Origin of the sequence: Anaeromyxobacter dehalogenans 2CP-1, assembly GCF_000022145.1 — a bacterium.
GTDB lineage: Bacteria > Myxococcota > Myxococcia > Myxococcales > Anaeromyxobacteraceae > Anaeromyxobacter > Anaeromyxobacter dehalogenans.
In genome coordinates this window covers 2,620,123-2,647,052 of sequence record NC_011891.1, presented here as the reverse complement: position 1 = coordinate 2,647,052, position 26,930 = coordinate 2,620,123, and the positions used below count along the sequence as shown (strand labels likewise).

At 72.3% G+C, this 26,930-nt stretch carries 29 protein-coding genes and 5 tRNA genes; 32 read left to right on the top strand and 2 right to left on the bottom strand.

Annotation, left to right across the window (positions count from 1 at the left end; translation table 11 throughout):
• Positions 1-10 precede the first annotated feature (10 nt).
• The 8 genes from A2CP1_RS12025 to A2CP1_RS11990 all read left to right on the top strand — a co-directional run bounded on the left by A2CP1_RS12025 (position 11) and on the right by A2CP1_RS11990 (position 6,466).
• Positions 11-514: a Fur family transcriptional regulator gene (locus tag A2CP1_RS12025; protein ID WP_012526321.1), complete on the top strand. Its 504-nt coding sequence runs from the start codon at positions 11-13 to the stop codon at positions 512-514.
• On the top strand, positions 511-2,577 hold the full coding sequence (feoB, locus tag A2CP1_RS12020) for a ferrous iron transport protein B (protein WP_012633535.1): 2,067 nt from the start codon (positions 511-513) through the stop codon (positions 2,575-2,577). Before A2CP1_RS12025 ends, feoB begins: the two co-directional genes overlap by 4 nt.
• Before the next feature lie 11 nt (positions 2,578-2,588).
• A complete protein-coding gene (locus A2CP1_RS12015) occupies positions 2,589-2,807 on the top strand; it encodes a hypothetical protein (RefSeq protein ID WP_012526319.1) in 219 nt (72 codons plus the stop codon).
• Entirely contained in the window at positions 2,804-3,481 is a 678-nt protein-coding gene (locus A2CP1_RS12010; protein ID WP_012526318.1) for a metal-dependent transcriptional regulator, read from the top strand. Before A2CP1_RS12015 ends, A2CP1_RS12010 begins: the two co-directional genes overlap by 4 nt.
• 69 nt (positions 3,482-3,550) lie before the next feature.
• Complete coding sequence (locus A2CP1_RS12005; protein ID WP_150106342.1) at positions 3,551-4,897, top strand: hypothetical protein; 1,347 nt, start codon at positions 3,551-3,553, stop codon at positions 4,895-4,897.
• Between the two features lie 9 nt (positions 4,898-4,906).
• Positions 4,907-5,461, top strand: coding sequence for an FMN-binding protein (locus tag A2CP1_RS12000; protein ID WP_012633533.1), 555 nt, complete (start codon positions 4,907-4,909; stop codon positions 5,459-5,461).
• Positions 5,458-5,934 (top strand): hypothetical protein, encoded by a 477-nt coding sequence (locus tag A2CP1_RS11995; protein ID WP_012526315.1) that lies wholly within the window; start codon positions 5,458-5,460, stop codon positions 5,932-5,934. Before A2CP1_RS12000 ends, A2CP1_RS11995 begins: the two co-directional genes overlap by 4 nt.
• Positions 5,927-6,466 carry a hypothetical protein gene (locus A2CP1_RS11990; protein ID WP_012633532.1) on the top strand — a complete coding sequence of 180 codons (540 nt, stop codon included), beginning with the start codon at positions 5,927-5,929 and terminating at the stop codon, positions 6,464-6,466. Before A2CP1_RS11995 ends, A2CP1_RS11990 begins: the two co-directional genes overlap by 8 nt.
• Positions 6,467-6,485: 19 nt before the next feature.
• Here the strand turns inward: A2CP1_RS11990 and A2CP1_RS11985 are convergent, their stop codons facing one another.
• Positions 6,486-7,490, bottom strand: a complete 1,005-nt coding sequence (locus A2CP1_RS11985) for an FAD:protein FMN transferase (RefSeq protein ID WP_245529768.1) — start codon at positions 7,488-7,490, stop codon at positions 6,486-6,488.
• A gap of 125 nt (positions 7,491-7,615) precedes the next feature.
• Between A2CP1_RS11985 and A2CP1_RS11980 the strand changes: the two genes are divergently transcribed.
• The 7 genes from A2CP1_RS11980 to A2CP1_RS11950 all read left to right on the top strand — a co-directional run bounded on the left by A2CP1_RS11980 (position 7,616) and on the right by A2CP1_RS11950 (position 15,456).
• Complete coding sequence (locus A2CP1_RS11980) at positions 7,616-8,224, top strand: TetR/AcrR family transcriptional regulator (RefSeq protein ID WP_012633530.1); 609 nt, start codon at positions 7,616-7,618, stop codon at positions 8,222-8,224.
• Positions 8,221-9,810, top strand: a complete 1,590-nt coding sequence (locus A2CP1_RS11975) for a DHA2 family efflux MFS transporter permease subunit (RefSeq protein WP_012633529.1) — start codon at positions 8,221-8,223, stop codon at positions 9,808-9,810. The genes A2CP1_RS11980 and A2CP1_RS11975 overlap by 4 nt, the downstream gene beginning before the upstream one ends.
• A gap of 2 nt (positions 9,811-9,812) precedes the next feature.
• On the top strand, positions 9,813-10,859 hold the full coding sequence (locus A2CP1_RS11970; RefSeq protein ID WP_012633528.1) for an HlyD family secretion protein: 1,047 nt from the start codon (positions 9,813-9,815) through the stop codon (positions 10,857-10,859).
• A 143-nt stretch (positions 10,860-11,002) separates the two neighbouring features.
• Positions 11,003-11,302, top strand: coding sequence for an FtsB family cell division protein (locus A2CP1_RS11965; protein WP_012526309.1), 300 nt, complete (start codon positions 11,003-11,005; stop codon positions 11,300-11,302).
• Positions 11,299-13,593 (top strand): sensor domain-containing diguanylate cyclase, encoded by a 2,295-nt coding sequence (locus A2CP1_RS11960; protein ID WP_012633527.1) that lies wholly within the window; start codon positions 11,299-11,301, stop codon positions 13,591-13,593. Before A2CP1_RS11965 ends, A2CP1_RS11960 begins: the two co-directional genes overlap by 4 nt.
• 101 nt (positions 13,594-13,694) lie before the next feature.
• A complete protein-coding gene (locus A2CP1_RS11955) occupies positions 13,695-15,017 on the top strand; it encodes a PhoH family protein (protein ID WP_012633526.1) in 1,323 nt (440 codons plus the stop codon).
• Between the two features lie 151 nt (positions 15,018-15,168).
• Entirely contained in the window at positions 15,169-15,456 is a 288-nt protein-coding gene (locus A2CP1_RS11950) for a DUF493 domain-containing protein (protein ID WP_012526306.1), read from the top strand.
• Positions 15,457-15,463: 7 nt separating this feature from the next.
• Here the strand turns inward: A2CP1_RS11950 and A2CP1_RS11945 are convergent, their stop codons facing one another.
• The gene (locus A2CP1_RS11945; protein ID WP_012633525.1) at positions 15,464-16,543 is read right to left on the bottom strand and encodes a diacylglycerol/lipid kinase family protein; all 1,080 of its coding nucleotides are present in this window, start codon (positions 16,541-16,543) and stop codon (positions 15,464-15,466) included.
• Between the two features lie 279 nt (positions 16,544-16,822).
• On the opposite strand from A2CP1_RS11945, the gene dnaK reads away from it, so the two are divergent.
• The 17 genes from dnaK to rplL all read left to right on the top strand — a co-directional run bounded on the left by dnaK (position 16,823) and on the right by rplL (position 26,737).
• Positions 16,823-18,721 carry a molecular chaperone DnaK gene (dnaK, locus tag A2CP1_RS11940; RefSeq protein ID WP_012633524.1) on the top strand — a complete coding sequence of 633 codons (1,899 nt, stop codon included), beginning with the start codon at positions 16,823-16,825 and terminating at the stop codon, positions 18,719-18,721.
• Positions 18,722-18,864: 143 nt separating this feature from the next.
• Positions 18,865-19,806: an ATP-grasp domain-containing protein gene (locus A2CP1_RS11935; protein WP_012633523.1), complete on the top strand. Its 942-nt coding sequence runs from the start codon at positions 18,865-18,867 to the stop codon at positions 19,804-19,806.
• Positions 19,807-19,848: 42 nt separating this feature from the next.
• Positions 19,849-20,274 (top strand): hypothetical protein, encoded by a 426-nt coding sequence (locus A2CP1_RS11930; RefSeq protein WP_012633522.1) that lies wholly within the window; start codon positions 19,849-19,851, stop codon positions 20,272-20,274.
• A gap of 4 nt (positions 20,275-20,278) precedes the next feature.
• Positions 20,279-21,049 (top strand): 23S rRNA (guanosine(2251)-2'-O)-methyltransferase RlmB, encoded by a 771-nt coding sequence (gene rlmB / locus A2CP1_RS11925; RefSeq protein WP_012633521.1) that lies wholly within the window; start codon positions 20,279-20,281, stop codon positions 21,047-21,049.
• A 105-nt stretch (positions 21,050-21,154) separates the two neighbouring features.
• Positions 21,155-21,227, top strand: a tRNA-Thr gene (locus A2CP1_RS11920).
• 46 nt (positions 21,228-21,273) lie between these two features.
• Positions 21,274-21,356: transfer RNA gene (locus A2CP1_RS11915), tRNA-Tyr, on the top strand.
• Positions 21,357-21,419: 63 nt separating this feature from the next.
• Positions 21,420-21,495: transfer RNA gene (locus A2CP1_RS11910), tRNA-Gly, on the top strand.
• A 22-nt stretch (positions 21,496-21,517) separates the two neighbouring features.
• Positions 21,518-21,590 (top strand) — tRNA-Thr (locus A2CP1_RS11905).
• Positions 21,591-21,655: 65 nt separating this feature from the next.
• Entirely contained in the window at positions 21,656-22,846 is a 1,191-nt protein-coding gene (gene tuf / locus A2CP1_RS11900; RefSeq protein ID WP_012525973.1) for an elongation factor Tu, read from the top strand.
• A gap of 15 nt (positions 22,847-22,861) precedes the next feature.
• Positions 22,862-23,020, top strand: coding sequence for a 50S ribosomal protein L33 (rpmG, locus tag A2CP1_RS11895; protein ID WP_011420641.1), 159 nt, complete (start codon positions 22,862-22,864; stop codon positions 23,018-23,020).
• A gap of 15 nt (positions 23,021-23,035) precedes the next feature.
• Positions 23,036-23,111: transfer RNA gene (locus tag A2CP1_RS11890), tRNA-Trp, on the top strand.
• Positions 23,112-23,173: 62 nt separating this feature from the next.
• On the top strand, positions 23,174-23,566 hold the full coding sequence (gene secE / locus A2CP1_RS11885; RefSeq protein WP_012633520.1) for a preprotein translocase subunit SecE: 393 nt from the start codon (positions 23,174-23,176) through the stop codon (positions 23,564-23,566).
• A gap of 110 nt (positions 23,567-23,676) precedes the next feature.
• Positions 23,677-24,216, top strand: coding sequence for a transcription termination/antitermination protein NusG (gene nusG, locus A2CP1_RS11880; RefSeq protein ID WP_012526299.1), 540 nt, complete (start codon positions 23,677-23,679; stop codon positions 24,214-24,216).
• Positions 24,217-24,303: 87 nt separating this feature from the next.
• Positions 24,304-24,750 carry a 50S ribosomal protein L11 gene (gene rplK / locus A2CP1_RS11875; RefSeq protein ID WP_011420644.1) on the top strand — a complete coding sequence of 149 codons (447 nt, stop codon included), beginning with the start codon at positions 24,304-24,306 and terminating at the stop codon, positions 24,748-24,750.
• A 16-nt stretch (positions 24,751-24,766) separates the two neighbouring features.
• Complete coding sequence (gene rplA, locus A2CP1_RS11870; RefSeq protein WP_012526298.1) at positions 24,767-25,471, top strand: 50S ribosomal protein L1; 705 nt, start codon at positions 24,767-24,769, stop codon at positions 25,469-25,471.
• 270 nt (positions 25,472-25,741) lie between these two features.
• On the top strand, positions 25,742-26,266 hold the full coding sequence (gene rplJ, locus A2CP1_RS11865; protein WP_012633519.1) for a 50S ribosomal protein L10: 525 nt from the start codon (positions 25,742-25,744) through the stop codon (positions 26,264-26,266).
• Positions 26,267-26,359: 93 nt separating this feature from the next.
• Positions 26,360-26,737 carry a 50S ribosomal protein L7/L12 gene (gene rplL / locus A2CP1_RS11860; RefSeq protein WP_012526296.1) on the top strand — a complete coding sequence of 126 codons (378 nt, stop codon included), beginning with the start codon at positions 26,360-26,362 and terminating at the stop codon, positions 26,735-26,737.
• The last annotated feature ends 193 nt before the right edge of the window (positions 26,738-26,930 follow it).

The window sequence follows — 26,930 nt, the reverse complement described above, 5'->3', positions numbered from 1 at the left end:
GGACGACAGGATGAAGGGCTCGAGCAGGCCGCGGGAGGGCAGCGGGTCGGCGCAGGTGTCCGGTCCCACGGCCACGCTCGCCGCGTACATCCAGGAGCGCGGCCTCAAGCAGTCGCGGCAGCGCGAGCGCATCGCCCAGTCGTTCTTCGCCATGGGTGGCCACGTCACCGTCGAGCAGCTGGTCGCGCGCGTGCGGCGGGACGACCCGCGGGTCAGCGTCGCCACCGTGTACCGCACCATGAAGCTGCTGGCCGAGTGCGGCCTGGCGGTGGCGCGGCAGTTCGGCGACGGGCAGACGCGCTACGAGGCGTCGGCCGGGCGCGATCACCACGATCACCTGATCTGCACCGCCTGCGGCGAGATCATCGAGTTCGCGAACGAGCGGATCGAGAGCCTGCAGGAGGTGGTGGCGCGCCGCCACGGCTTCGAGGTCGAGAGCCACCGCCTCGAGCTGTACGGCCGCTGCGCCCGGTGCCGCCCGCCGGGCCGCGCCCGCCCGGAGGCGCGCCCGTGACGCCTCCTCCCCCGGAGGCCGCCGCGCGCCACGAGGCCGACCTCGATCGCAAGCAGGTGGTCTCGGCCGCGCGGTCCGTGATCCTGGTCGGCAACCCGAACGTCGGCAAGAGCGTGCTGTTCGGCGCGCTCACCGGCAAGTACGTCACCGTCTCCAACTACCCCGGCACCACCGTCGAGGTGACCCGCGGCTCGGCCACCATCGAGGGCCGGCCCTGGCACGTGATGGACACGCCGGGGACGAACAACCTGCTCCCGATGTCCGAGGACGAGCAGGTGACGCGCGACATCCTGCTGGTGGAGCGCGACTACGTCTGCCTGCAGGTCTGCGACGCGAAGAACCTCCGGCGCGGCCTGCTCCTCTCGGCGCAGCTCGCCGAGGCGGAGATCCCGTTCGCGCTGGCGCTCAACATGGCCGACGAGGCCGAGGGGCGCGGCATCCGCATCGACGAGGCGGCCCTCTCGAAGGCGCTGCAGATCGACGTGGTGCGGACGGTGGCGGTGCAGCGCAAGGGCCTCGCCACCCTCCAGGCCCGGCTCGCCTCGGCCCGGCCGTCGCCGTGGCGGCCGACCTACGACGCCGCCATCGAGGCCGCCATCGCCCGCGTCCAGCCGTCCATGCCCCGCGGCGGCATCGGCCCGCGCGCGCTGGCGGTGATGGCGCTGGTGGGCGACGACTCGCTCCGCGCGCACGTCGCCGGCAAGCTCTCGGCCGTCGAGCTGGCGCGGATCGACGAGACGCGCCGGGCGCTGGCGGCGCGCTACCCGGAGTCGCTGCGCTTCGTGATCGCCCGGCAGCGCCTGGCCGCGGTCGATCGGCTGCACGACGCGGTGCTCACGAAGGGCGACGCCTCGGCCGCGAGCGGCTTCGCCCGCCGGCTCGGCGCCTGGTCCACGCACCCGCTGTGGGGCCTGCCCATCCTCGCGGTGGTGCTCGCGGTCGCCTACCTGTTCGTGGGCGACTTCGGCGCCGGCACGGCGGTGGACTTCCTCGAGAACACCGTCTTCCACGAGTACCTGATCCCCTGGACCGACCACCTGGTGCGCTGGATCGTCCCGGCCGGCGCGGTGCAGACGTTCCTGGTCGGGCCGCCGGGCGTGCCGCCGCTGGAGCACAGCGGGTTCCTCATCGGCAAGTACGGCCTGGTGTCGATGGGGCTCTCGTACGGCGTCGCCATCGTCCTGCCCATCGTCACCACGTTCTTCATCGCGTTCAGCATCCTCGAGGACTCCGGGTACCTGCCGCGGCTCGCGGTGATGGTGAACAAGGTCTTCAAGCGGATGGGCCTGAACGGCAAGGCCGTGCTGCCGATGGTGCTGGGGCTCGGCTGCGACACCATGGCCACCATGACCGCGCGCATCATGGAGACGCGGAAGGAGCGGGTGATCGTCACGCTGCTGCTGGCGCTGGCGGTGCCGTGCTCCGCGCAGATGGCGGTCATCCTGGCCATGACCGCCGGCCTCTCCGCCGGGGCCACCGCCTGGTTCGTCGGGACGCTGCTGCTCGTCATCTTCCTGGTGGGCTGGCTCGCGGCCAAGGTGCTGCCCGGGCGCGGCTCGGACTTCATCCTGGAGCTGCCGCCGCTCCGGCTCCCGCAGGCCTCGAACATCGCGGTGAAGACCTCGGCGCGCATCGAGTGGTACCTGCGCGAGGCGCTGCCGCTGTTCGTGCTCGGGACGCTGATCCTGTGGGTGCTGGATCGGTTCCACGGCCTGGCGGTGCTGGAGCGGGCCGCGGCGCCGGTGGTGGTCGGCATGCTCGACCTGCCCCCCGAGGCCGCCACCGCGTTCATCCTCGGCTTCCTGCGGCGCGACTACGCCGCGGCCGGGCTGTTCCGCCACTTCCAGCCGTACATGCAGGCCGGCACCATGACCTGGAGCATGGAGATCCAGGTGGTGGTGGCGCTGGTGACGATCACGCTGTTCGTCCCGTGCATCGCGAACTTCTTCATGATCCTGAAGGAGCGGGGCTGGAAGACCGGCCTCGCCATCATGGGCTTCATCGTCCCGTTCGCGTTCGGCGTGGGTGCGGCGGTCAACCAGCTGATGCGCCTGGTGCACTGAGAGGAGCGCGCGTGCCGGCCGTGGTCTCGAGGAGCGAGCGGTGCCCGCTGTGCGGGACCGAGTTCGACGCGGAGGGGCAGGGCTGCCGCCCGAGCTGCCCGATGGCGAAGGGCTGCAAGGTGATCTGCTGCCCGTCCTGCGGCTACTCGTTCCCGCAGGAGTCCGGGGTCGCCGGCGGCCTGCGCAAGCTGTTCGATCGCCTGAAGGAGAAGAGGGGACACGCACCGTGAATCACCGCACCACGCACCGCAACGAGGAGATCCTGGAGGCGGTCTTCACCGAGCGCGAGGCGGGCCGCGACGCCGCCGCGGGCATCCTGGCGCAGGCCGCGCCGGATCACGCGCCCGGCGCCGACGCGTCCGACCTCGAGGCGCTCGCCGCCGAGGGGTTGCTGCGCCTCGACGGCACGCGGGTGGCGCTCACCGAGGCGGGCGAGCGGCAGGCGCAGGACGTGGTCCGGCGGCACCGCCTCACCGAGCGGCTGTTCCGGGACCTGCTCGATCTGGGCGAGGAGCCCATGGAGAAGCAGGCCTGCGAGTTCGAGCACATCCTCTCGCCCGAGGCCACCGACTCGGTCTGCACGCTGCTGGGCCACCCGCCCACCTGCCCGCACGGCAAGCCCATCCCGCCGGGCCCGTGCTGCGGCACGTTCCAGCGCACGGTGCGCCCGCTCGTCACCGGCCTCGCCGCCTTCGACCTCGGCGCCACCGGCCGGATCGTCTTCATCGCGCCCAAGTTCCACGACCGCATGGACCGGCTCGCCGCGCTGGGGGTGATCCCCGGCTCGACGCTCCGCCTGCACCAGCGCTCGCCCTCGTACGTCATCGAGGTCGGCGAGACCACCATCGCCCTCGATCCGGAGATCGCGGGCGAGATCTACGTGAAGCCGGTCGAGGCGCGGTAGCGCCCCGGCCATCGCAGTCCACCCGGAAGCCACACCGGAGGCGGGCTCCTGCGCGGGCCCAAGATGAGAATGACAATCAACATCACGACCAGCACCCTGCTCCTCGCCCTGTCCCTCGCCACCCCCGCCGCGCGCGCGGCCGAGCCCGCCGCGGCCCCGGCGCCGCCGCCCGCGGTGTCCACGCAGCCCGCGTCCGGCGGCGAGAAGGCTGGCGCGGCCGCGAAGGACGACGACGCCCCCGCCACGCAGGCCCAGGTCCGCACGCTCGCGGAGGAGGTGCGCCGCCTGAAGCTCGAGCTGGGGCTGCGCGACGTCGAGTACCAGTCGTACGGCGGCATGGGCCCGGCCGCGTCCAAGGTCTACTTCGCGCCCAAGGGGCTCTCCATCGGCGGGTACGGCGAGCTGACCTACCGGAACATGACCGACGGTCCCACCGGCGACCAGAGCGACCTGCTCCGCGCGGTGCTGTACGTCGGCTACCGCTTCGACGAGCGCATCGTCTTCAACTCGGAGATCGAGTTCGAGCACGCCGGCCACGAGGTGGGCGTCGAGTTCGCCTACCTCGACTTCCTGCTCTCCGACGCGGTGCGCCTCCGGGTCGGGAACGTGCTCGTCCCCATGGGCTTCGTGAACGAGATGCACGAGCCGGCCTTCTTCAACGGCGTGTTCCGCCCCGACGTGGAGCGCCTGATCATCCCGACCACCTGGAGCGAGAACGGCGTGGGCGTGCACGGCGAGGTGGCCGGGCTCCGCTACAAGGCATACCTGCTCACCGGGCTCGACCTGTTCCGCGGGGGCGAGGAGACGCCCGAGGCGGACTCGTGGATCCGCCAGTCGCGGAGCGGCGGCGCCGAGTCGCGCGCGGCCACCGGCGCGGGCGTGCTCGCGCTCGACTACGCCGCCGGGCCCGCCACCGTGGGTGGGTCGGTCTACCGCGGGCGCGCCGACCAGCGCGAGCGCACCGCCACCGGCGAGGCCATCCGCGCCGACGTGACCCTGGCCGAGCTGCACGCGCAGGCGGCCTGGCGCGGCGCGAGCGCCCGGGTGCTGGGCGTCGTCGGCCGGCTCGGGGACGCCGCGCAGGTGTCCGAGCAGCTCGGGCTCGCGGGCGAGGAGGTCCTCGGCTCGGGGGTGAAGGGCGGCTACGCCGAGGTCGCCTACGACGTCATGACGCAGGTCGCGCCGGGCGGCGCCGCCTCGCTGTCGCCGTTCGTCCGGGTGGAGCGCTACGACCTGCACGACCGCGTGCCGGCGGGCGGCGTTCGCAATCCCGGCCTCGATCGCACCGCCGTGACCGCGGGCCTCACGTTCAAGCCCATCCCCACGGTGGTGCTGAAGGCGGACTGGCAGCGGCGCGACCCGAAGGCCGGCTCGGCCACCGACCAGGTGAACGTCGGCGCCGGCTTCGTGTTCTAGGGGGCGGCCATGGCGCGCGCGCTGCTCATCGGGCTGGCCACCGCCGCGGCGCTCGCCGCCGGCGGGGCCGCCGCCGATGCCGCGGGATCGGCCCCGGCGAAGGACGAGGCGGTGGTCCGGTCCGCGTTCCCGGGCACCGAGCGGGTGGAGATCCGTGACGTGCTGCTGACCGACGACATGGTCCAGCGCATCGAGCGGCTCGCCCGGGCCCGGGTGAAGGAGCGGCTGGTGACGTTCTACACCGCCCGCCGCGGCGGCGAGGTGCTCGGCCACGCGGTGATCCACAGCCACGTGGTCCGGACCAAGCGCGAGACGCTGCTCCTCGCGTTCGAGCCGGACGGGCGCATCCGCAAGGTGACGGTGCTCGCGTTCCTCGAGCCGCAGGAGTACCGGCCGCCGGAGCGCTGGCTGCGGCAGCTCGAGGGCAAGGGCCCCGCGGACCGGCTGGCGGTGGGCGACGACCTCGCGCCCATCACCGGCGCCACGCTCTCGGCGCGCGGCATCGCCGAGCAGTCGCGCTGGCTGCTCCAGGCGTTGCGCGAGGCCGCGGGGGGGCGGCCGTGAGGTTCCTCGTCCAGCCCACCCCCGACGCGCTGGCGCGGGCCCGCCCGCCGGTGCGCGCCTTCCTGGTCTTCGCGGCGCTGGCGCTGGCCGGCGTCGCGGTCCAGCGCGCGGCCGCGGGAGGCTTCACCCCCGCGGGCGTGCTCGACCAGTACCTGGCCGGCGGCGACCCGCTCCCCGCGGCGGCGCTCTGGGAGGAGGTGCACGTCGGCGCGTTCCTCTACGGCTTCGTGCTCCTCATGGCCGGGTCGCTCCTGGCGGTGTGCCCGGTGCCGGCGCGGCTGCGCTCGGCGCTGGTGGGGCTCGCGTTCGCCGCCGCGCTCGCCGACCTGTTCGCGCCGTTCGCAGTCGTGCGGCTCGGGGGCGCCGGCGGGCTGCGGGTCGCGACGTCGGTCGCCGCGCTGGGATCGCTGGGGGCGCTCCTCGCGCTGGTCGCGGCCACCTACGGGCGGCCGGGGAGGCGCGCCGGTGCGTGATCCGCGCCTCGCGCCGTTCCGCGCGCCCGCCCTCGCGTTCGCGGCGCTCCTGCTCGTCTCGGCGGCGAGCGGGGCGGTGCTGTTCGTGCTGAAGCTCGGGACGACGGCGGCGCGGGTGCAGGAGTTCTACCTGGGGTCGGAGGCGCGCTTCGCGGCCCCGCGGACGCTCGGCGGCATCCTCGAGGTCGCCGTCCCGCACCTCGTCGCCGTCCCGCTGGTGCTGTTCGCGGTGGCGCACCTGGTCGCGTTCACCCGCGCGCTCCGCCCGCGCGCCTACGCGGCGCTGGTGCGGCTCTCCTTCGGCTGCGCGCTCGCCGGCGCGCTGGCGGGGCTGGGCGTGCGGTTCGTGGCGCCGTGGCTGGCCTGGGTGAAGATCGGCGCGTTCGTGGGGCTCGAGGCGGCGCTCGTCGCCTGGGCCGTGCTGCTGGTGGGCCTGTTCCTGCCGGAGCGGGCCGAGGCGCACGTGCGCCGCGCCGCGGCCGCGGACGGCGCGAGCCCGCAGCGGGTGCCCGGGGCGCCGCGGCGCGATTGACGGTGAGATGGACGGTGCGTCAGCGCGGCGCGCGCACCAGCCGGCCGGCGAGCGCCGGCGAGACGCGCACCGCGCCATCGCCGCCCACCAGGATCGCCGCGGCCCCGGCCGCCTCGACGCGCGCCAGCCCGGCCTCGCCGCCCTCCAGGAACGCCGCCTTGCCCAGGATCTCGGCCTCCACGGCGGTGCGAGCCAGCACCGTGACCGCGCGGCTGGCCGGCGAGGGCCGGCAGGTGCGCGGATCGATGAGGTGGTGGTAGCGCTTCCCGCCCGCCTCGAAGGCGTGCTCGTAGTCGCCGCTGGTGGAGAAGGCGCGGTCGGAGACGTCGAGTGCGGCCATCGCGTCGAGCGGGCCGCCGCGCGGGTCCCGGATCGCGACGTGCCACGGCGCGCCGCCGCGCCGCCCCGCGGCGTACAGGTCCCCGCCCGCCTGGAGCAGGAAGTTCCGGAGCCCGAGCGCGCGGAGGCGCCGGGCGGCGTGGTCCACCGCCCAGCCCTTCGCCAGCCCGCCGAGGCCCACCTTCATCCCGGCGCGCACGAGGCGCGCCTCGCACCCCGCGTCGCCGCGGCGCGCGCGCAGCTCGAGCCCGCGCCAGCCGACGAGCGCACACCGCGCCCGCACCGCCTCGTCGGGCGGGGGCGCCTGCTCGGTGCCGTCGAAGCGCCAGAGGTCCGAGACGGCCGCCCAGGTGGGATCGAACAGGCCACCGGTCTCGCGGGCGCCCCGCCGGGCGATCCGGAGCACCTCGCACAGATCCGCGGGCAGGGCCACCCAGCCCCGCCCGGCGCGGGCGTTCAGCCGCGACAGCGGCGAGTCGGGCCGCCACTCGTTCATCACCCGGTCGACCCGGTCGAACACCGCGAACGCGGCGTCGATGCCGGCGCGGGCGCGCTCCGGTGGCGCCACCACCGCGACCGTGAGCAGGGTTCCCATCCCCGGGCGCGACTCGCGGAGCTCGCCCTCCGGGGGAGGCGCGAGCGCGAGGAGGGCGAGCAGGGCGGGGAGGGCGGGGAGGGCGAGCACGGATGCCAGGGCATATCCGCGCGCCTGTCCGCCTGCCACCGCGCCGGCCTCCAGCCCGCGACGCTTGACCGCGTGCGGCAGGATGTCTACATCGACGTTCACGTGATGAATCTGGATTCAGCATCATGAACACGCGTTCACAAGAGGTCCCCCGCCTGCGCGAGCGGCTCCGCGAGGAGACCGCCCGGGCCATCCTCGCCGCGGCCGAGCGGGTGTTCGGGGAGGAGGGGCTGCACGCGGCGCGGATGGAGCGGATCGCCGCCGCCGCCGGCGTGGCCGTGGGCACGCTGTACAACCACTTCGCCGACCGCGAGGCGCTGGTCGAGGCGCTGTGCCGGGACGGGCGCGAGGCGCTCCTGGCGCGGGTCGATGCGGCGGTCGCGGCGGCGCAGGGCCGCCCCGCGGCCGAGCAGCTCCGCGCGTTCCTGGAGGGCGTGCGCGACCACGCCCGCGCCCGGGGCCCGTTCCTGGCCGTGCTGGCGCAGTCCGGGGAGGGGCCGGCGCGGGCCCGTCCCCCCGCGACGCTGAACGCCGAGCTGACCCGGCGCGCGGAGGCGATCGTCCGGCGTGGCGTGCGCGCGGGCGAGCTCCGCCCGGACGGGCATGGCGTCCACGCGGTCGCGTTCCTGGGGATCACCCGGGCGCTGGTGGTGCGCACGCTGGAACGGCAGGGCAGCTGGGACGGCTTCGTGGACGCGGCGCTCGACGCGTTCCTGCGCGGGGCGGGGCGGTGAGCGCCGCGCGCGCGCCCACCAACAAGTGGCTGGTGACCGTGTCGGTCACCTTCGGCACGCTCATGGGCGCAATCGACGCGTCCATCGTGAACGTGGCGCTCCCGCAGATCCGCGGCGCGGTCGGCGCGACCGTGCAGGAGATCACCTGGATCACCACCGGCTTCGCCATCGCCACGGTGATCGTGATGCCGCTGACCGCGTTCCTGGGCCGCCTGTTCGGGCAGAAGCGCGTCTACATGGCGAGCCTGCTCGTGTTCGTGGTCGGCTCGGCGCTCTGCGGCCTGGCCTCCAGCCTCGGCCAGGTGGTGGCCTTCCGCGCCATCCAGGGGCTCGGCGCGGGCGCGCTGCAGCCCACCGAGCAGGCCATCCTGCGCCAGACCTTCCCGCCCAAGGAGCAGGGCATGGCCATGGCGCTGTTCGCGATGGCGGTGATGGTGGGCCCCGCCGTCGGCCCGACCCTGGGCGGCTACATCGTGGACAACTTCCACTGGTCCTGGATCTTCTTCATCAACCTGCCGGTGGGCGCGCTGGGCCTGTTCATGGTGTGGCGCTTCGTGCACGAGCCGGAGGACATCCGCGCCGCGAACGCGGCCGCGGCGGCCGAGCAGCGGCGGAACATGGACTGGCTCGGCATCGCGCTCCTCGCGGTCGGGCTCGCGACGCTCCAGTACTTCCTCGAGGAGGGGCAGCGGGACGACTGGTTCGAGTCGCGCACCATCACCGCGGTGGCGGCGGTGGCCGCCGTCGCGCTGGCGCTGTTCGTCTGGCGCGAGCTGGTGGCGAAGGTGCCCGCGGTGAACCTGCGGCTGTTCGGCGACGCGGTGTTCACCTCCGGCACGGTCATCGGCGCCGTCATGTTCGCGATCCTGATGGCGAGCATGTTCCTGCTGCCGCTGTTCATGCAGGAGCTGCTCGGCTTCACCGCCATGCAGTCCGGCCTCGCGCTCATGCCGCGCGTGCTGGTGATGATGCTGGTCACGCCCATCGTCGGCCGGCTCTACTCGCGCGTGTCGCCGCGGCTGCTGGTCGCCATCGGCGTGGTGCTGGTGTCGCTCGGCTCCTTCGACGTCTCGCGCATCACGCTGGAGAGCACCTCCTCCGGCATCGTCCACGCGATCCTGATCCAGGGGGTGGGCTTCAGCTTCCTGTTCGTGCCGCTCACCACCGCCGCGCTCTCCAACGTGCCGCGCGCCCGGCTGGCGGACGCGACCGGGCTGAACTCGCTGCTGCGCCAGGTGGGCGCGTCGATGGGCCTCGCCATCTTCGCGACGCTGCTCGACCGCGCCGGCGTCCACGCCCGGGCCGCGGTCGCGAGCCACCTCGGGCCCGAGCGGCCGGAGGTGCAGGACCGGCTCGGGCAGCTGGCGGCGTTCTTCGCGCAGCGGGGCTTCGACCCGGTCTCCGCCCGCGAGGCCGCGCTCCGGGCGCTGGACGGCATCGTGCGCAAGCAGTCGATGGTGATCGCCTTCGAGCACGTGCTGTTCGTCACCGGCGTCCTGTTCCTGTGCGTGCTCCCGCTCCTCTACTTCCTCAAGGTGAACCGGCACGGACCGCGCGAGAAGGTCCACGTCGAGATGGAGATGTGACCATGACCCCTCCCGCCGATCCCAGGCTCCACGAGGTCCCGAGCTCCCCCGCGCCGGCGGCCGCCCCGGCGCGTCCGGGCGGCCGGCGCCGCGTGCTCGTGGGCGCCGTCCTGGCCGCGCTGCTCGTCGCGATCGCGCTCGGCGCGCACGCGCTCCTCACCCGCGGCGAGGAGAGCACCGACGACGCGCAGGTGGAGGCCGACGTCGTCGCCATCGCGCCGCGGGTGGCCGGCCCGGTGGCCGAGGTGCTGGTCGCGGACAACGCCCAGGTGCGGCAGGGCCAGCCGCTCGTGCGCGTCGACCCGGCCGACTACGAGGTGCGCGTCCGCCAGGCCGAGGCCGAGCTGGCGACGGCCCAGGCGCAGGCGGCGGCCGCGGAGGCGCAGGTGTCGGTCGCGCGCGCCGGGGTGACGCGCGCGGAGGCCGAGTCGGAGAAGGCGGCGCTCGACCTGCGCCGCGCCGAGGAGCTGAAGGCTGGCGACGCCATCGCGGCCGAGCGCTACGACGCCACGCGCATCGCCGGCGCCACCGCCCGCGCCGGCGCCGGCGCGAACCGGGCGCAGTACGCGGCCGCGCTGGCCAGCGGCGAGCTGGCCAGGGCCCGGGTGAAGGCGGCGCAGGCCGCGGTGGACCTGGCGCGCCTGCAGCGCTCCTACACCGAGGTGCGCGCGCCCGCCTCCGGCCGCGTCTCGCGCCTGGCCGCGCGGGTGGGGCAGATCGTGCAACCGGGCCAGAGCCTCGGTCAGCTCGTGCCCGACCGGACCTACGTGATCGCGAACTTCAAGGAGACGCAGACCGGCGAGATCCGCCCCGGCCAGCCGGTGGACGTGGAGATCGACGCGTACGGCGGGCGCACGCTCCACGGCAAGGTGGAGAGCATCTCCGGCGGGACCGGCGCGCGCTTCGCGCTCCTGCCGCCGGACAACGCGTCCGGGAACTTCGTCAAGGTGGTCGAGCGCGTGCCGGTGCGGATCGCCTGGGACGCGGTGCCGGCCGATCTTCCCCTGCGCGCCGGCCTCTCCGCGTTCGTGACGGTGCATACCAGGTAGAACGAGGGCTGCGCCCGGCTGCGCCCTCGCCCCGCCGTCGGAGCCGCCGGCGCCCCACACCCGCCCACCCGCGCGGCGTCCAGACATCGGCCGATTTCTGGACGGGTCCCCTCCGGCTGCTACGGTCCCGGCGAGGCAGCCGAATGGCCGTGACGCGCGGACGCAGGTGGGGCGTGTACGTGGGGGTCGTCGCCTTGCTGGCGGCCCTCTCCGCCGCCGATCCGTCCGGCCTCCGCAAGCACCTGCGCCTCGCCGGCGAGGTGGACCAGATGCGCGCCGAGAACGAGCGCCTGGCGGCCGAGAACGCCCGCCTCGCGCGCGAGGTCCGGGCGCTCCGCTCCGAGCCCGCCGCGCTGGAGCGCGCCGTGCGCGAGGAGCTCCGGTACATCCGCCCGGGCGAGCGGGTCTACTGGCTGGGCGCCGAGCGCGGAGGGGCCCCGTGAGCGAGCCGCTCCCCGCGCTGCCGCCGGTGCGCGCGCCGGTGGGCGCCACGCCCACGGTGCGCCGCCGCCTGGCGCTGCAGCGCTCGCGGCCCCTGCTCATCCGCGCGTACGCGCTGCTGCTCGGCGACGCGGGGCTGGCCGGCCCCATCGCCCGTCGCCGGGCGGCGCGCTTCGTCCTGCGCAGCCTGCCGGCGCTGGTCACGGTGGCGGTGGGCGCGCTGGTGGCGCTGCGCGGCTTCGAGTCCGCCGCGGGCTGGGGTCAGGTAGCCGCCATGGCGGTCCTGGCGGTCGCGCTCGGCGCGCTGGTGTGGCGCCGGGTGGCGCGCGCGGCCGCGGGGGAGCAGGCGGGCTACCGCGAGCAGCTCGAGCTGGGCTCGCTGTTCGTGGTGGCGGCGTACGCGGTGGCGCAGAGCGCGAGCTTCGGGCACGCCGAGTCGGCGTTCCAGCCGGTGGTCTACCTGGTGATGGCGTTCCTGGTGGCGTTCCTCGCCCCGGGCGTCGGCGCCGGGCTGGTGGCGCTCGCGGTGACGCTGGAGGCGCTGCTGTGGGCCGGGCGCGGCGCGCGGGTGGCGGAGCTGCCCGAGGCGGTGGTGCACGCCGGCTTCGTGACCGTGTTCGCGGTGCTCTACTACGCCGTGCTGGCCGGGCAGGTCGCCGCCAGCCGGCGCGACGAGCGGCTCGCCATCGAGCGGCGCATGAAGGAGATCGACCACCTGGCGCGCGCGTTCCGGCTGAGCGTGGCGGCGCCGGACGACGCGCAGGATCCGGCCGAGCGCGAGCGCCGCTGGAGCGAGGGCGCGGTGATCGAGATCGAGGCGGCGGTGGGCGGGGCGCTGGAGGTCGCGGTGGCCGCCCTGCGCTGTCACACCTGCGCGCTGTTCTGGCTGAGCGAGGACGAGAAGACGCTCACGCTGCTCGACTGCCGCTCGCCCAGCGAGGCGGTGGGCCGCGAGCCGCTGCCGGCCGGGGAAGGCCCGCTGGGCGGCGCGGTGCGCCGCCGCTCCCCGGTGCGGCTCCACGGCGAGGTGAAGGCGGTCAGCTACTACGCGGACGGCACCCGGCCGAAGGCGCTGCTCGCCGCGCCGCTGGTGGACCCGCGCGGCGGCCACGTGCGCGGCGTCGTGCTGGTGGACCGGATGGAGCCGACGCCGTTCACCGAGGCCGAGGAGAAGCTCCTCGTCACGCTGGCCGCCGAGATCCTGCGGGCGGTCGGCGCCGAGCGGCTGATGAAGGACGTCCGCCAGACGCGCGCGGAGGTGGACCGGTTCTACCGGTCCATCGAGCGGCTGAACCGCACCCGGAAGCTCTCGGAGGTCTACGACGCGCTGGTGGGCGTGGCGTCGGAGATGGTCACGGTGGACTTCGCCGCGGTGGCGCTGCGCGACGAGGTGGATCCGTCCAGGGTGCGCGTGGTGCGCGTGGCGGGCGGGGAGGGCGATCGCACCGGCGCGGCCGGCCTCGACGACCTCGAGTTCGCCATGGGCGACGGCTGCCTGGTGTCCTCGGCCATCAAGATCGACGACGTGCTCCCGGTGAACGCGCTCGATCCCGCGAAGACGCGGGTGTTCGGCGCGGTCTGCCTGCGCGGCCTCGCCTCGCTCAAGATCTTCCCGCTCAAGGTGGGCGAGCGCTCCATCGGCGCGCTCGTGCTGGGCGCCAAGCGCGCCGGCGCGTACGGCCGCGACGCCGTCCAGCAACTGCTCGTGATCTCGATGCACGCGGCCCAGTCGATCGACCGCGCGCGCCTGTTCGACCAGACCGAGCGGCTCGCCACCACCGACGGCCTCACCGGCCTCACGAACCATCGGACGTTCCAGGAGCGGCTGGACGCGCACCTCGGCCAGGCGCAGCGGTACGGGAAGCGGACGTCGCTCTTGCTGTGCGACATCGACCACTTCAAGTCGGTGAACGACACGTACGGCCACCCGGTGGGCGATCAGGTGCTGCGCGGGGTGGCGAGGACGCTGGCGCGGGCCGCGCGCGGCACCGACGTGGTGGCCCGCTACGGCGGCGAGGAGTTCGCCATCGTCATGCCCGAGACCGACACGGGCGGCGCGATGGTGATCGCCGAGCGCATCCGCGAGAAGGTCGGGCAGCTCGTCTTCGAGACCGAGCAGGGTCCCCTCAAGGTGACCCTGTCGCTCGGGGTCGCCACCTTCCCCGACGACGGGGCGCAGAAGCCGGCGCTGATCGAGCGCGCCGACGCCTGCCTCTACCACGCCAAGCGGCACGGCCGGAACCAGAGCGTCTCGGCGGCCAGCCTCCGCGCCCCTCGCCGCGCCGCGGTGTGAGGGTCGGTCCGCCGCGGCGGTGGCCGTCGCCGCCCGCGCCCTGCTAGACTTCGGTCCGCGCCGTCCGTCCCCTGGACGGCCTCGCCCGGAGCCGCCCAGGCTTGAAAAAGAACTTCGTCCTCGACACCAACGTCCTGCTCCACGACCCGCGCAGCATCTTCGGCTTCGGAGACAACGACGTCGTCATCCCCATCTACGTGATCGAGGAGGTCGACAACTTCAAGCGCGACCTCTCGACGCTCGGCCGCAACGCGCGCCAGGTCTCCCGCTCGCTCGACGAGTTCCGCTCCCGGGGCAAGCTGCGCGAGGGCGTGCCCATCGGCGACGCCCACGGGCACCTCCGCGTGCTGGTCGCGGAGCACAAGCTCCCGCACGGCGTCGGGAACGGCCACACCATCGACGACCAGATCCTGGCGGTGGCCCTGGAGCTCGCGCAGCGCGACCAGGCCACCCCCACCGTCTTCGTCACCAAGGACACCAACCTCCGCATCCGCGCCGACGCGCTCGGGCTGCACGCCGAGGACTACGACGTCGAGGGCGTGGTGCTCGACGAGCTGTGGAGCGGCAGCTCCGAGCTGGAGGTCTCGCCGGAGGACGTGAACGCGTTCTACGCCGGCGGCGCGCTGCCGGCGGCCGAGGGCCGCGACGCGCCGCCGCCCAACGCGTTCGTGGTGCTCCGCGACCGGACCAACCCGCAGCACTCGGCGGTGGGGAAGTACAGCGCCGCGAAGCAGGCGTACGTGCCGCTCATCAAGACGCCGAAGGAGGGCGTCTGGGGGATCCGGCCGCGCAACAAGGAGCAGTCGTTCGCCCTCGACCTGCTCCTCAACGACGAGGTGCGGCTCGTCACCATCGTCGGCAAGGCCGGCACCGGCAAGACGCTGCTCGCCATCGCCGCCGGCCTGCAGAAGACCATGGAGGACGGCGTCTACCAGAAGATGCTCGTCTCCCGGCCCATCTTCCCGCTGGGCCGCGATCTCGGCTACCTGCCCGGCTCGGTGGAGGAGAAGCTCAACCCCTGGATGCAGCCGATCTTCGACAACGTCGAGTACCTCATGAACCTGTCGCGCTCGGAGAAGAAGGCCGGGCGCGGCTACCACGAGCTGCTCGACCTCGGCATCCTCGAGATCGAGCCGCTCACCTACATCCGCGGACGCTCCATCCCGAACCAGTTCATCATCGTGGACGAGGCGCAGAACCTGACGCCGCACGAGGTGAAGACCATCATCACGCGCGTCGGCGACGGGACGAAGATCGTCCTCACCGGCGACCCGTACCAGATCGACAATCCCTACGTGGACCAGACCAACAACGGCCTCATCCACGTGGTGAACCGCTTCATGCACGAGCGGCTGGCGGGGCACATCACGCTGGAGAAGGGCGAGCGGAGCCCGCTGGCCGAGCTCGCAGCGAATCTCTTGTGACGGGGCTGCGCCCCGCCCCACGGAGCGGAGCTCCGCGGGGACCCGCTTGCTGCGAGGGGTCCCGTGACCTCCGCGCCTGCGCTCGCGGGCTCGCGCGAGGTCCCCGCGGGCGCGGCTGCGCCGCGCGGGCGTCGCCGCTAGGCTCTGACCGATGACGAACCGGGCCGATCCCACGCCGCCGGCCGCGCCGGCGCTCGACTACCCGCTCCGCTACACCTTCAAGGTGATGGGGCTCGCCGCCGACGACTTCGCCGAGCATGCGCGGCGCCTGGTGGCCCGCGGCGTGGGCGAGGCCCCCGCGATCGACGTCACGGTGCGCGCCTCGTCGGGCGGGAAGTACCACTCGGTGAGCGTGGCGGTGCGGCTGGAGTCGGAGGCGCAGCGGCGCGCCGTGTACCAGCTGCTCTGGCAGGACGAGCGCGTCGTCTACTACCTGTGATCGCGGCTCAGGCCGCGGCGCAGGGGGTGCCGAAGTCGACCAGGTCCACCGGCTGCGGCGCCATCCCGAACGTCAGCTCGTCGCGCCAGCCCTCGGCGTCACCGCCGATCTGCAGCGGCATCGGCTTCTCGAACCGCATCGCCACGCGGTCGGCGTGGAAGTCGAGCAGCCCCCGGTGCGCGAAGCGGCCGGCCCAGATGCTCGGGACGCTCGTGAGCAGGGTGCGGATCGGGATGCTGGTGGCGACCCGGACCTGCATCATGCCCGGCGCCTGCCCGGCGAACGGGAACGCGCGCAGGCCCAGGCCGTAGTAGGGCACGGTGCTCGCGGCGGCCATCATGCACGGGCCGGCGTAGAGCAGCTCGCCGTGGGCGATGGGGCGGCCGACGCGGTTGCCGCGCGCGTCGAGGCGCCAGGCCGGGCGGCCCACGTTCACGATCTCGCAGTAGGTGGGGCGGCGCTCGACCAGGCAGCGCGGGGCGGAGCGCAGCGCGATGGCGAGGCCGTAGCCGCTCGCGCCCAGGCCCAGGCGCCGGAGCGGGGTGTCGGCGAGCTGCGACTTCAGCCAGATGTAGTCGTTCAGCACCGCGGCGTCGATGCCGACGCCGGCGAACGGGGTGAGCCGGTCGCCGCAGGAGACGAGGTCGAGGCGGCGGACGCGGCCGACCTCGCCGCGCACGAAGCGGAGAAGGTCCTGCACGTGCCGCCGCGGGGTCGCGCCCACCACACCGGCCACCGCGTTGCCGGTGCCGAGGGCGAGCACGCCGAAGCAGGGCGGCCGGGCCGCGCGCCGCTCCGCGCTCTCCAGGATCCGGTTCACCCAGGAGACGAACGTCCCGTCGCCGCCGCCGGTGAACACCGTCCGGTACCGCCGCGCCACCACCTCGTCGGCGATGGCCGCGGCCTCGTCGGCGCAGCGCGACACGAAGAGGTGCTCGTCCGGCAGCACCGAGGAGAGCGCGCGGCGGACGCCTGGCGTCACCTGCTTCGCGTTCGCGTTGAGGAGGACCGCCACGTCGGCGCCTGGCGGGGCGAACGGCTGTTCGAACCCGTGGGACCGCTCGGCGGTGGCGACCATTCGAAGCATGAAGTTCCCTTGTGAGGCCCTGACGCGGATGTCCGGGTTTCCGGAGCAAGCGAGGTGCCACGGCGCGTCACCCTGGCAAAACCGTGGGATGACGGCTGCTTATTCGCCTGCGCGGCGCCCTGTGCGGGGAGCGTGGGACGCGTCGTCCGGGTGGCGGTGCGTCGCGGGCTACGCAGCGCGCCGTCGCCCGCCGGCCGGGGCGGCGGGGGCGCGAGCGCGCCGTTTGACAGGGTTCCGCGCGGACTTACGTTGCCCCCCGTCCAGGAGGACTTTCGAACCATGGCCAAGATCATCGGCATCGACCTCGGCACCACGAACAGCGTGGTTGCGGTGATGGAGGGGAAGGACCCCGTCGTCATCACGAACGAGGAGGGCTCCCGGCTCACCCCGAGCGTGGTCGCCTATACGAAGGAAGGGGAGCGGCTCGTCGGGCAGGTGGCCAAGCGCCAGGCCATCACCAACCCCGAGAAGACCGTCTACTCGATCAAGCGCTTCATGGGCCGGCGCTTCGGGGAGGTGCAGGACGAGATGAAGCGCGTCCCGTACCACGTCGCCGAGGGCCCGAACGGCGACGCGCGCATCGAGATCGACGGCAAGCAGTACTCGCCGCCGGAGATCAGCGCGCAGGTGCTGCTCAAGCTGAAGCGCGCCGCCGAGAACTACCTCGGCGAGAAGGTGACGGACGCGGTCATCACCGTGCCGGCGTACTTCAACGACTCGCAGCGGCAGGCCACCAAGGACGCGGGCGAGATCGCCGGCCTGAACGTGCGGCGCATCGTCAACGAGCCGACCGCGGCCGCGCTCGCCTACGGCCTCGACAAGAAGAAGAACGAGAAGATCGCCGTCTACGACTTCGGCGGCGGCACGTTCGACATCTCGATCCTCGAGGTGGGCGAGAACGTGGTCGAGGTGCTCGCCACGAACGGCGACACGCACCTCGGCGGCGACAACATCGACCAGCAGGTCATCGACTGGCTGATCGCCGAGTTCAAGAAGGACACCGGCATCGACGTGTCGAGGGACAAGATGGTGCTGCAGCGCCTCAAGGAGGCGGCCGAGAAGGCGAAGATCGAGCTCTCCTCGATGATGGAGACCGAGATCAACCTGCCGTTCCTCACCGCCGACCAGACGGGCCCGAAGCACCTGTCGGTCAAGCTCTCGCGCGCCAAGCTCGAGCAGCTCGTCGAGGCGCTGATCGAGCGGTCCATCGAGCCGACCCGGCGCTGCCTGGCGGACGCCAAGCTCCAGCCGTCGCAGATCGACGAGGTGGTGCTGGTCGGCGGCCAGACCCGCATGCCGAAGATCGTCGAGACCGTGAAGCGGTTCTTCGGCAAGGAGCCGAACCGGACCGTCAACCCGGACGAGGTGGTGGCGGTGGGCGCGGCGGTGCAGGCTGGCGTCCTCTCCGGCGAGGTGAAGGACATCCTGCTGCTCGACGTGACGCCGCTCTCGCTCGGCGTCGAGACGCTCGGCGGCGTGATGACCCGGCTCATCGAGCGGAACACGACCATCCCGGCGAAGCGGTCGGAGACGTTCTCCACCGCGTCGGACAGCCAGACGTCGGTGGAGATCCACGTGCTGCAGGGCGAGCGCGAGATGGCGCGCGACAACCGCACGCTGGGGCGCTTCCACCTGGAGGGCATCCCGCCCGCGCCGCGCGGCATGCCGCAGATCGAGGTCACGTTCGACATCGACGCGAACGGCATCCTGAACGTGTCCGCGAAGGACAAGGGGACCGGCAAGGAGCAGAAGATCACCATCAGCCACTCGTCCGGCCTGGCGAAGGACGAGGTCGAGAAGATGGTGGCCGACGCCCAGTCGCACGAGACCGAGGACAAGGCGCGCCGCGAGGAGGTCGAGCAGCGGAACCGGGCGGAGAACCTCGCCTACCAGATGGAGAAGCTGCTCAAGGACAACAAGGAGAAGCTCGCCGCCGCCACCGTGAAGGAGATCGAGGAGGCGGTGCAGGAGGTCCACAAGGTCCGCGAGAAGGGCACCGCGGCCGAGGTGAGGACCGCCATGGAGCGCCTCGAGAAGGCCAGCCACAAGGCGGCCGAGGAGCTCTACAAGACCGCCGCGCCGGGCGGTCCGGGCGAGGGCGCGCCGCCTCCGGGCGGCCCTGCGGCCGAGGAGAAGCCGAAGGACAACGTGGTGGACGCGGAGTTCAAGCAGGTCTAGCGCGTCACCGCAGCGTCGAGACGGGCCGCCTGGCGTCGCCGGGCGGCCCGTCGTGCGTCCGGCGTCCGGCGTCCGGGCGGAGCGCCCGCGCCGAGCTCCAGCGCGCCTCGCTTTTCCGCCGCCCCCGCCTTAATCTCGCGCCCGTGCACCTCACGGTCCTGTCGCGCTCGAGCGAGATCTACACCACGCGCCGCCTGGTCGAGGCGGCGCGCGCCCGCGGGGTCCGCTCGCGCGTGGTCGATCCGCTCGAGGTGGAGATGGGGCTGTTCGACCAGGCGCCGCAGGCCTACTGGCGCGGCAAGCGCTTCCCCCGCACCGACGTGGTCGTGCCGCGGATCGGCCTGTCGATCCACCAGTACGGCCTCTCGGTGGTGAACCAGCTCGAGCTGCTCGGCATCCCGGCGCTGAACGGCGCCTACGGCATCGCCGCCAGCCGCAACAAGATGCGCAGCCTCCAGATGCTCTCCGCCGCCGGGGTGCCGGTGCCGCGCACCGTGATGGCGAGCGACCCCTCCGGCCTGAAGGACATGGCACGGCTGGTGGGCGGCGTCCCGGTGCTGGTGAAGCTGCTCTCCACCAGCGAGAAGTCGGGCGTGATGATCTGCGAGACGCTCCAGTCGCTGGAGGCGGCGCTCGAGGCCATCCTGGGGCTCGGCCAGAACATCGTGGTGCAGCAGTACCTGAAGGGCGCGAAGGGGCGGGACCTGCGCGCCCTGGTGGTGGGCGGCGAGGTCGTCGCGGCGATGCGCCGCCGGCCGCCGGTCGGCCGCTTCTCGCGCAACCTGCGGCGCGGGGCGCAGTTCGAGCAGGTGAGCCTGCCGCCCGTCTACGCGCGCGCCGCCGCGCAGGCCGCCCGGGTGCTGCAGCTCGAGGTCTGCGCGGTGGACATGCTCGACGTGAAGGGCACGCCGCGGGTCTTCGAGGTGAACTCCTCGCCGTCGATCCGCGAGGCGGAGAGCGCGTGCGGCGTGGACGCCGCGGGGCGCATCGTGGAGCGCGCCATGGCCCTGGTGCGCGGCGGGCGCGCCCCGGCGGGCGCGGGGCGGCGGCGGCGCGACGGGGCGGCCGCCGCGGCGCGTCCCTGAATGCGTGGCCGCCCCCGGCCGTCCCTGGTATAGAGCCCGACCATGCGCACCCTCGCACTCGCCCTCGCGCTCCTGCTCGCCCCCGCGGCGTCGCGCGCCGACGCGGCCGCCGACGCCGCCGCGAAGAGCTACCGGATCGACACCGAGGGCACCACGCGGTCGGTGAAGGCCGGCGCGGCCGGGAAGCTGGTGATCTCGATCGTGCCGGTGGCGGGCACGCACGTGCACCCGCAGGCGCCGCTCAAGATCACGCTCTCGGCGACGCCCGGGCTCACGCTCTCCAAGGACCGGCTCGGCCACAAGGACGCGGTGGATCCGAAGGCCGAGGGACCGCGCTTCGAGGTGCCGTTCACCGCCGCCCAGGCCGGCGCGCAGGAGGCGCGGGCGAAGGTGGACTTCTTCATCTGCTCCGACCAGTGGTGCGTGAAGCAGGCGCGCGACGTGTCGGTCCCGGTCAAGGTCGAGTAGCGCGATGCGCGTCGTCTACGGCGTGAACCCGGTGCGCGAGCTGCTCCGCGCCGGGGGCGGCGACGTCGCCGAGGTGTGGCTGGCCGAGGGCGGCACCCGCGGCGCCGCGTTCGCCGAGCTGGAACGGCTCGGGCGGGGGGCGGGCGCCAAGGTGCGCGCGGCGCCCCGCGCCAAGCTCGACCGGCTGGCCGGCACCGACCGGCACCAGGGCGTCGTCGCGGTGGTGGCCGACTTCCGTTACGCGGAGCTGGAGGATCTGCTCGCGCGCGCGCAGGCCGGCGGCCGCCCGCCGCTCCTGGTGGTGCTCGACGGCGTCGAGGACCCGCACAACCTCGGCGCCATCATCCGCTCGGCGCACGCGCTCGGCTCGCACGGCGTCGTCATCCCGCGAGACCGCGCCGTGGGCGTCACGCCCGCGGTCGCGAAGGCGTCGGCCGGCGCGGTGGAGCGCTGCCCGGTGGCGCGCGTCACCAACGTGGCGAAGACCCTCGAGCGGCTGAAGGAGGCGGGCATCTGGTCGGTCGCGCTCGCAGCGGACGGCGAACGCCCCCTCGGCGAGGTCGATCTCAAGGGCCCCACGGCGCTCGTCCTCGGCAGCGAGGGGGAGGGGATCCGGCCGCTGGTGCGCCGCACCTGCGACCTCTCCGCGCGGATCCCCATGTCGGGTGATCTCGACAGCTTGTCGGTGTCCGCGTCGGCCGCGGTCGCCCTGTACGAGGCCGCGCGGCAGCGCGCGGGGACGCCGTCGAAATCAGCGGTCGAAATGCGTCCTTGACAAGATGGGGCCACTCATTTTAAAGACCGCCCTCCACAACGGACGGCGGTGGGTTCGCCCGAGCCGTGCCCGAGGGACGACGGTCGTGGATTCGGGAAGGATTTTGCTGGCGTAGCTCAGCTGGTAGAGCAGCTGCCTTGTAAGCAGCAGGTCGCGGGTTCGAATCCCACCGCCAGCTCAGCGCGCCGTGGGGTTCACGCAGCGTCATCGAGGTGAAGACATCAGGAGGGGTTCCCGAGCGGCCAAAGGGAGCAGACTGTAAATCTGCCGGCTTACGCCTTCGGTGGTTCGAATCCACCCCCCTCCACTGCGCAGCACCGGTAGCAGCAGCTCGCTGGGCGAGAAGCGAAGAAGAGGTTCGGGAAAACTTGCGGGAATAGCTCAGTTGGTAGAGCGTCAGCCTTCCAAGCTGAATGTCGCGGGTTCGAATCCCGTTTCCCGCTCCAGTGAGGTCGGATCAAAGGAATTGCCCTCGTAGCTCAGTCGGTAGAGCGCGTCCTTGGTAAGGACGAGGTCTCCAGTTCAATCCTGGACGAGGGCTCTCAGTCACTCCGTCGCGGTAGCCGAGTCATCCGGCGCACGCGCCAACAGCAGGGAGCGTACCCAATGGCCAAGGAGAAGTTCGAGCGCAGCAAGCCGCACGTGAACGTCGGGACGATCGGGCACGTGGACCACGGCAAGACGACGCTGACGGCGGCGATCACGAAGGTGCTGGCGCAGAAGGGCGGGGCGCAGTTCCTGGCGTACGACCAGATCGACAAGGCGCCGGAGGAGCGGGAGCGCGGCATCACGATCGCGACGGCGCACGTGGAGTACCAGACGGAGAAGCGGCACTACGCGCACGTCGACTGCCCGGGGCACGCGGACTACGTGAAGAACATGATCACCGGGGCGGCGCAGATGGACGGCGCGATCCTGGTGGTGTCGGCGGCGGACGGTCCGATGCCGCAGACGCGGGAGCACATCCTGCTGGCCCGTCAGGTGGGCGTGCCGTACATCGTGGTCTTCCTGAACAAGGTGGACATGGTGGACGACAAGGAGCTCCTGGACCTGGTGGAGCTGGAGGTCCGGGAGCTGCTGAGCGAGTACGACTTCCCGGGCAACGAGATCCCGATCGTGAAGGGGTCGGCGCTGAAGGCGCTCGAGGGCGACAAGGGCGAGCTCGGGGAGCAGGCGATCTTCAAGCTGATGGACGCGGTGGACGCGTACATTCCGACGCCGCAGCGCGCGACGGACAAGCCGTTCCTGATGCCGGTCGAGGACGTGTTCTCGATCTCGGGCCGCGGGACGGTGGCGACGGGCCGCGTGGAGCGCGGGATCGTGAAGGTGGGCGAGGAGATCGAGGTCGTCGGGCTGAAGGCGACGGCGAAGACGGTGGTGACCGGCGTCGAGATGTTCCGCAAGCTGCTGGACGAGGGGCGCGCGGGCGACAACATCGGGGCGCTGCTGCGCGGCCTGAAGCGCGAGGAGGTGGAGCGCGGTCAGGTGCTGGCGAAGCCGGGGTCGATCACGCCGCACACGAAGTTCAAGGCCGAGGTGTACGTGCTGACGAAGGAGGAGGGTGGTCGTCACACCCCGTTCTTCAACGGCTACCGGCCGCAGTTCTACTTCCGGACGACGGACGTGACGGGGTCGGTGCAGCTGCCGCAGGGAGTCGAGATGGTGATGCCGGGCGACAACATCGGGATGGAGGTGGAGCTGATCACCCCCATCGCGATGGAGAAGGAGCTCCGCTTCGCCATCCGCGAGGGCGGCCGCACGGTCGGCGCGGGCGTGGTCGCCGAGGTCATCCAGTAAGGAAAGAAGGACGTCATGGCCGGCAATCGCAGCATCATCACGCTCGAGTGCAAGACCTGCAAAGAGCGGAACTACACGACCACCAAGAACAAGAAGAAGACGCAGGACAAGCTCACGCTCTCCAAGTACTGCCCGCGCTGCCGCAAGCACGTGGAGCACAAGGAGACGAAGTAGCCACGAGCGGCACCTAGGCCAGTAGCTCCAACGGTAGAGCAGCGGTCTCCAAAACCGCGGGTTGGGGGTTCGAATCCCTCCTGGCCTGCCAGACAGAACGGGGCGGGGCCGTCCACGGGCGGCCCCGCCCTCCGAAGCCGAAGGTCGAGGGTCATGGACAACGTCGGCGGGGTCGATCAGCCGAAGCGCGTCGTGGGGATCTTCTACGTGCTCGCGGCCATCGCGCTGGGGATCTTCCTGGAGAAGGTCCTCGAGCTGGCGCTCGGGTACGCGGGCGTCAACGACTTCGCGGTGTTCAGCGACTGGACGCTGTCCACGGTGACGGGCTTCGCGCTCGCCATCGCGACCGCGGTGGTGGTCTGGCGGATCCCGAAGACGCAGCAGGTGTCGCTGGAGGTGGCGCTCGAGCTCCGGCGAGTCACCTGGCCGAGCATGCGCGAGACGCGCGCCGCCACCGTGGCGGTGATCGTCGCGTCCGCCGTCGCGGCGGTCATCCTCGGTCTCTTCGATCTCGTCTGGAGCTGGCTGAGCTCGAAGATCTACTGAGGTCCCCGCGTTCTTCGCGGCCGGGACGGAGCCGCGGCGGTTGGGGGCCGCCAGCACGGCTCCATCGGCGTTTTCTGGAATCGACGCGCGGGCGACGGAACGGAGCGGTCATGGCGAAGAAGTGGTACGTCGTCCACACCTACTCGGGGTTCGAGAACAAGGTGAAGAAGTCGCTCGACGAGCGCATCCGGCAGCACTCGCTGCAGGACGCGTTCGGCGAGGTGCTCATCCCGATGGAGGTGGTCCAGGAGATGGTGAAGGGGGAGAAGAAGACCTCCAAGCGGAAGTTCTTCCCCGGCTACATCCTGGTGAACATGGAGATGAGCCTGCAGACCTGGCACCTCGTGAAGGGGACGCCGAAGGTCACCGGGTTCGTCGGCAACGCGAAGACGCCGGAGCAGGTCCCGGCGGTGTCCGACGTCGAGGTGCAGCGGCTCACCACGCAGATCTCCGAGGGCTCGCTCAAGCCGAAGCCCAAGGTGCAGTTCGAGGAGGGCGACTCGGTCCGCGTGACCGACGGCCCGTTCTCGAACTTCAACGGCACCGTCGAGGAGGTCAAGCCGGACAAGGGCAAGCTCCGGGTGCTGGTGTCGATCTTCGGCCGCGCCACGCCGGTAGAGCTCGACTTCATGCAGGTGGAGAAGACCTAGCCTTTGCAGGGCCCCGCGGCGTCCGCCGCGGGGGGAACGACGGCGTGGGAGAGCGATGAGCTCGCTTGCACCACGCGAGGAGCGACGATGAAGAAGGTCACGGGACAGATCAAGCTGCAGCTCCCCGCCGGAAAGGCGAACCCGGCCCCGCCCGTGGGCCCGGCGCTCGGCCAGCACGGCGTCAACATCATGGAGTTCTGCAAGCAGTTCAACGCGGCGACGCAGGCCCAGGCGAAGGAAGCCCTCATCATCCCGGTCATCATCACGGTGTACCAGGACCGGTCCTTCACCTTCGTGCTGAAGACCCCGCCCGCCGCGATCCTCCTCAAGAAGGCCGCCGGCCTCCACACGGAGAAGAAGAAGGGCTCCGGCGCGCACAAGCCCGGCAAGGAGAAGGTCGGGCAGGTGACGCGCAAGCAGGTGGAGCAGATCGCGAAGACCAAGATGCAGGACATGACGGCGGGCACCCTGGAGGCCGCGATGCGGACCGTCGAGGGGACCGCCCTGTCCATGGGCATCGAGATCGTCGGCTAGCCGGGAGGACACGCACATGGCTCACGTTGCGAAGAAGTACAAGGCGGCCGCCGAGAAGGTGGATCGCACCAAGCGCTACAAGCTCGACGAGGCCATGAGCCTCGTGAAGCAGACCGCCACCAAGAAGTTCGACGAGACGGTGGACGCGTCCATCAACCTGGGCGTGGACCCGAAGCACGCCGACCAGGTGGTCCGCGGCGCCGTCGTGCTGCCGCACGGCATGGGCAAGACCGTCCGCCTGGCGGTGTTCGCGAAGGGCGACAAGGCCAAGGAGGCCCAGGAGGCCGGCGCGGACATCGTCGGCGCCGAGGACCTGGCCGAGAAGATCCAGGGCGGCTTCATGGACTTCGACAAGCTCATCGCCACCCCGGACATGATGGGCGTGGTCGGCCGCCTCGGTAAGATCCTCGGGCCCCGCGGCCTCATGCCGAACCCGAAGGTCGGCACCGTCACGATGGACCTCGCCCGCGCCGTCAAGGAGCAGAAGGCCGGCAAGGTCGAGTTCCGCGTCGAGAAGGCGGGCATCGTCCACGTGCCGTTCGGGAAGGCCTCCTTCGATCCGGACAAGCTGAAGGCGAACTTCAGCGCGATCATGGAGGTCATCTACAAGGCGAAGCCGCAGACGGCGAAGGGCGTGTACGTCAAGAACGTCACCCTGAGCACGACCATGGGCCCCGGCATCAAGGTGGACCTGGCGGAGCTCGCCGCGCAGCACGCTTAAGCGCTTCAGGAGTTCCCGGCGGCAATCTCGCCGCCGGGGTTCTGGTCCAAGACAGCGGGCCCGCTGCCACCGCTCCGGTGCGAGCGCAGTTCGGAGCGGACAGCGGCCAAGCGGATCCTCGCGGATCCGACCCGCCGAGACGGGAACTGCGATTCACCGCAGCGTCCCCTGCTTGGCCAGGGGGTTTTCGTACCGGACGTCCGGTCCGAGACCCGAACGACGCCGAGCCCGGCGCGACGCGCCGGCCGGCCGGAGAGGTGGTGAGTCAACTTGAACCGGACGGAAAAAGAGCAGGTCATCAGTGAGCTCCACGAGAAGATGGCGAAGGCGAAGGCGGCCATCGTCGCGGAGCCGAAGGGGCTGAACGTCGCGGTGGTCACGGATCTTCGCAAGAAGCTCCGGGATGCGAAGATCGACTACCGGATCGTGAAGAACACCCTCGCCGCGCGCGCCGCCAAGGGCACGCCGGTGGAGCCGGTGGCGGATCGGTTCGTGGGGCCGACGGCCCTCGTCATGTCGTACGACGACGTCGTCACCCCGGCGAAGCTCCTCGCGGACTTCATGAAGGACCGCGAGAACTTCGTGATCCGCACCGCGATCATCGAAGGCAAGGTCATCGACGCGAAGGGCGTTCAGGCCCTCGCGAAGATGCCGGGCCTGAAGGAGCTCCGCGGCCAGATCGCCGCGATGATCGCCCAGCCCGCGACCAAGCTCGCGCGCCTCGTCGGCACCCCTGGCCAGCAGCTGGCCCGGGTGGTCGGCGCCCGCCGCGAGCAGCTCGAGAAGCAGGCGTAAACGGTACGTGAACCGCCCGTGCGCGATTGCGCGGGCCAAAGAGACGCATCGGGCCGTCAGGGACGGCCCGGCGGAGAGAAGAGGAAAGAAGCAATGGCCGATCTGAATGCGATCGTTGAGCAGCTCTCGGGCCTGACCATCATGGAGGCCGCGGAGCTGGTGAAGCAGCTCGAGGAGAAGTGGGGCGTGTCCGCCGCCGCCGCGCCGGTGATGGTGGCCGCCGGTGGCGGGGCCGCCGCTGCGGCGCCGGTCGAGGAGAAGACCGAGTTCACGGTGGTCCTCGTGGACGCCGGCGCGAACAAGATCAACGTGATCAAGGAGGTCCGCGCGATCACGGGCCTCGGCCTGAAGGAGGCCAAGGACCTGGTGGAGGGCGCGCCGAAGGAGGTCAAGGCCGGCGTCGCCAAGGCCGAGTCCGAGGAGCTCAAGAAGAAGCTCGAGGCCGCTGGCGCCAAGGTCGAGGTCAAGTAGGACCGTTCGCCGTTGCTGGGCACGGCGGGGCGGGGTTGCAAGCCGCCCCGCCGTGGCCCACGTTGGAATCTTTGACGGGCGAGGGTCGAGCCGTTACAAACCCCCATCCCATCAACGATTCCTGGATTTCCGGCCGCTCGGCCGGGCGACGCAGGATAGCCGGCCCGGCGGCCGGCTAGACCCTTTTGTGGCG

What these genes read in the sequence shown, in the direction of transcription:
- nusG (WP_012526299.1), top strand. Translation starts at nt 23,677, where the DNA reads ATGGCGAAGAAGTGGTACGTCGTCCACACCTACTCGGGGTTCGAGAAC.
- A2CP1_RS11965 (WP_012526309.1), top strand. Translation starts at nt 11,003, where the DNA reads ATGGCCGTGACGCGCGGACGCAGGTGGGGCGTGTACGTGGGGGTCGTC.
- A2CP1_RS11930 (WP_012633522.1), top strand. Translation starts at nt 19,849, where the DNA reads ATGCGCACCCTCGCACTCGCCCTCGCGCTCCTGCTCGCCCCCGCGGCG.
- tuf (WP_012525973.1), top strand. Translation starts at nt 21,656, where the DNA reads ATGGCCAAGGAGAAGTTCGAGCGCAGCAAGCCGCACGTGAACGTCGGG.
- dnaK (WP_012633524.1), top strand. Translation starts at nt 16,823, where the DNA reads ATGGCCAAGATCATCGGCATCGACCTCGGCACCACGAACAGCGTGGTT.
- rpmG (WP_011420641.1), top strand. Translation starts at nt 22,862, where the DNA reads ATGGCCGGCAATCGCAGCATCATCACGCTCGAGTGCAAGACCTGCAAA.
- secE (WP_012633520.1), top strand. Translation starts at nt 23,174, where the DNA reads ATGGACAACGTCGGCGGGGTCGATCAGCCGAAGCGCGTCGTGGGGATC.
- A2CP1_RS11945 (WP_012633525.1), bottom strand. Translation starts at nt 16,543, where the DNA reads ATGCTTCGAATGGTCGCCACCGCCGAGCGGTCCCACGGGTTCGAACAG.
- A2CP1_RS12000 (WP_012633533.1), top strand. Translation starts at nt 4,907, where the DNA reads ATGGCGCGCGCGCTGCTCATCGGGCTGGCCACCGCCGCGGCGCTCGCC.
- A2CP1_RS11970 (WP_012633528.1), top strand. Translation starts at nt 9,813, where the DNA reads ATGACCCCTCCCGCCGATCCCAGGCTCCACGAGGTCCCGAGCTCCCCC.
- rplK (WP_011420644.1), top strand. Translation starts at nt 24,304, where the DNA reads ATGAAGAAGGTCACGGGACAGATCAAGCTGCAGCTCCCCGCCGGAAAG.
- rplA (WP_012526298.1), top strand. Translation starts at nt 24,767, where the DNA reads ATGGCTCACGTTGCGAAGAAGTACAAGGCGGCCGCCGAGAAGGTGGAT.
- A2CP1_RS11980 (WP_012633530.1), top strand. Translation starts at nt 7,616, where the DNA reads ATGAACACGCGTTCACAAGAGGTCCCCCGCCTGCGCGAGCGGCTCCGC.
- A2CP1_RS12025 (WP_012526321.1), top strand. Translation starts at nt 11, where the DNA reads ATGAAGGGCTCGAGCAGGCCGCGGGAGGGCAGCGGGTCGGCGCAGGTG.
- A2CP1_RS11950 (WP_012526306.1), top strand. Translation starts at nt 15,169, where the DNA reads ATGACGAACCGGGCCGATCCCACGCCGCCGGCCGCGCCGGCGCTCGAC.
- A2CP1_RS12005 (WP_150106342.1), top strand. Translation starts at nt 3,551, where the DNA reads ATGACAATCAACATCACGACCAGCACCCTGCTCCTCGCCCTGTCCCTC.
- rplL (WP_012526296.1), top strand. Translation starts at nt 26,360, where the DNA reads ATGGCCGATCTGAATGCGATCGTTGAGCAGCTCTCGGGCCTGACCATC.
- rlmB (WP_012633521.1), top strand. Translation starts at nt 20,279, where the DNA reads ATGCGCGTCGTCTACGGCGTGAACCCGGTGCGCGAGCTGCTCCGCGCC.